At 63.6% G+C, this 2,500-nt stretch carries 2 protein-coding genes; one reads left to right on the top strand and one right to left on the bottom strand.

The genetic code is table 11. The features are described from left to right. Positions 1-65: 65 nt before the first annotated feature. A complete protein-coding gene (locus NKH99_RS30900) occupies positions 66-2,024 on the top strand; it encodes a M23 family metallopeptidase (protein ID WP_352475052.1) in 1,959 nt (652 codons plus the stop codon). 17 nt (positions 2,025-2,041) lie between these two features. On the opposite strand, the gene NKH99_RS30895 is transcribed toward NKH99_RS30900, so the two are convergent. Next, a complete protein-coding gene (locus NKH99_RS30895) occupies positions 2,042-2,392 on the bottom strand; it encodes a hypothetical protein (protein ID WP_502900130.1) in 351 nt (116 codons plus the stop codon). Positions 2,393-2,500: the final 108 nt, after the last annotated feature.

Genomic DNA, 2,500 nt, shown 5'->3' with positions numbered 1-2,500 from the left:
CAAATGTCATGGCCACAACAAGAACGACAAGCCGTTCCGCCCCGGGGAAGAAGCAGCCTTTCTGGATGCCAGACACGGAAGATGTCATAGCCGACCTCGGCAACGAGCCGCCGCTGATCGCGGACGGCCGCAGCGGCCCTCCCGACCGGCGCGAGGTTTCGGCGCGCTGGCTGTCGGGCACCTTCCTTACCGGCGTGACCTCGAGCGTGCTGATGGGCGTGGCGCTGTTTGCAGCGCTTGACGGCCGCCAGCAGTTGGCGACGCCACCCGAGATCGCCGAACTGATCAGCCTTGCCAGTGGCGACGATTCCGGTGAGATCGCCAAGACGACCAGGCTGGTGGCGCTGCGCCAGATCGCCAAGGCCAAGGATCGCCGGCGCATGGAAGTGTCGATGGTGACCAAGGTTGGCGACCGCGATGTCATCCACACCATGCCTTTCGTGCAGATCAAGATGGCGCTTGCCGCCGGTCACACGACCAGCCGGGCCTATCCGCCTTTCGACCCGATGCAGGTGTTTGGCAATGGCGACGATAATGCTGCCCAGCCGGCAGCCGCCGCCGCCAGCCAGATCTATGGCGCCAAGGTCGAAAGCGAGATGAGCTTGAAGACCGTCGATTTCCCGATCGAGACGGCGGCCTTCGACGAAAAGAGCGACCTTTCTGCCGACGAGGTGGAAAAGGTCGTGCGCGAGGCCGGCACCGATCTGAGCGACGGCGCTGTCCAGGTCGCTTCGCTGCATTATGTCGACCCACAGCGATTCGGTGACGGCTTCGCCGAAAGCATGGCCGGCTCCTATGACGTCAAGATCGTCCCGGAAAACGTCTCGGTGTCGCCGCGTGCCGCCATCGACGACCAGGCGCCGGCTTTCGCCGAGGAAATCATCCCCTTCACCAAGGATCTCGACATTGCCGAGGCCTTCGCTGATTCGGGCTATACCGGCGAGGATGCCACCGGAATGGCCGAGGCGATCGCCAAATTGCTGAATGCGACGGCCCTCAAGGCAGGAACCGTGCTGCGCGTTGGGCTTGAGGTCCATGGCGACGCCGCCAAGATCGTTCGCACCAGCGTGTACGACAGGACCCAGCACATCGTCACCATCGCACTCGACGACCACGACCAGTACGTGCCGGCGCAGGAGCCGGAGCCAAATCCCGAATTGCTGACGGCGTTCGACGATTCGCCTGCGCCCGTAGTGCGCGGCAATCTGCCGAACGTCTATGACGGCATCTACCGCACCGCCTATTCCTACGGCATGTCCAAGGCGATGACGCAACGACTGATCAAGTTGCTGGCATCCAGTGTCGACTTTCAGTCGCGCCTCAATCCCACGGACCGCATCGAGGTGCTGTTCTCGCAACCCGATGGCGACGACCAGGCGTCTGACGAATCCGAGCTGCTTTACGTCTCCGCGACTTTCGGCGGCACGACGCGAAATTTCTACCGTTTCCAGATGCAGGACGGCAGCACCGACTACTTCGACGAAAACGGCAGCAGCGCCGAGCAGTTTCTGCTGCGCAATCCCTTGCCCAATGGCCGATTTACGTCAGGGTTCGGTGCCAGGCGCCACCCCATTTTGGGGTATGTGAAAATGCATACCGGCACCGACTGGGCAGCTCCCGTGGGATCGCCGATCATTGCCGCGGGCAATGGCGTCGTCGAAAAAGCCGGCTGGGCCGGTGGCTATGGCAAGCAGATCATCTTGCGTCACGCCAATGGCTACGAGACGTCCTACAATCACCAGAGCGCCTTTGCCAAAGGCATCGAGCCGGGTGTTCGCGTTCGCCAGGGTCAGGTTATCGGCTATCTCGGCTCAACCGGCCTCTCCACCGGTCCGCATCTTCATTACGAACTGATCGTCAACGGCACAAAGGTCGATTCGATGCGCGTCCGCCTACCGGTCGGCAAGACGCTGAAGGGCGACGACCTCGTCGCCTTCAAGCGCGAGCGCGAACGCATCGACGACCTGCTCAAGCAGGAAGACAGCAATCAGTTGAAGGTCGCGAGCGCCAAGATCGAAGGCTGAGCCGACGTTTTTCGTCGTCAGCCGTGCTGATTCGCCGTGTCGCGCGCCCATGGCAGCCGCTCGCCGGAAACCGTCGTCCACGCGGCGATTGCCGAAAGCAGGCAAAGCACCGCGGTCACCGCGGCAACGGCGGCGAATGCCGCGTCGCTGGCGGCAAGTCGTGCCGCATCGAGGCCGGGCGCCAGGCCGGCTGGCGGCGGTTCGCCGAAACCCGGAATGCCGGAGCCGGCAGCGGTGCCGAGCACGCCAGCATAGACCCAGGCCGCCAGCGATCCCATCGCCGCCACGGCAATCAGGCCGCCGATGCGCGAGACGGCGTTGTTGATGCCCGAGGCCGCACCCGTATCCTTGTCCTCGCCCCCCGGCAAGAACGCGGGGGGCCCCCGGGGGAACCCCCCCCCCAAGACCCCGCGCCACAAAAACCACAAACGGGAAAACCCCCCACAAAAAAATATGGGAACCCCAAAATCCCCCAA

Source organism: Mesorhizobium sp. M0854 (assembly GCF_040319815.1).
Classification (GTDB): domain Bacteria; phylum Pseudomonadota; class Alphaproteobacteria; order Rhizobiales; family Rhizobiaceae; genus Mesorhizobium.
The sequence above is the reverse complement of the archived record's forward strand: the minus strand, read 5'-3'. Positions and strand labels throughout refer to the sequence as shown.

Coding starts and splice junctions, on each gene's coding strand:
- NKH99_RS30900 (WP_352475052.1), top strand. CDS start 66: ATGCCAGACACGGAAGATGTCATAGCCGACCTCGGCAACGAGCCGCCG.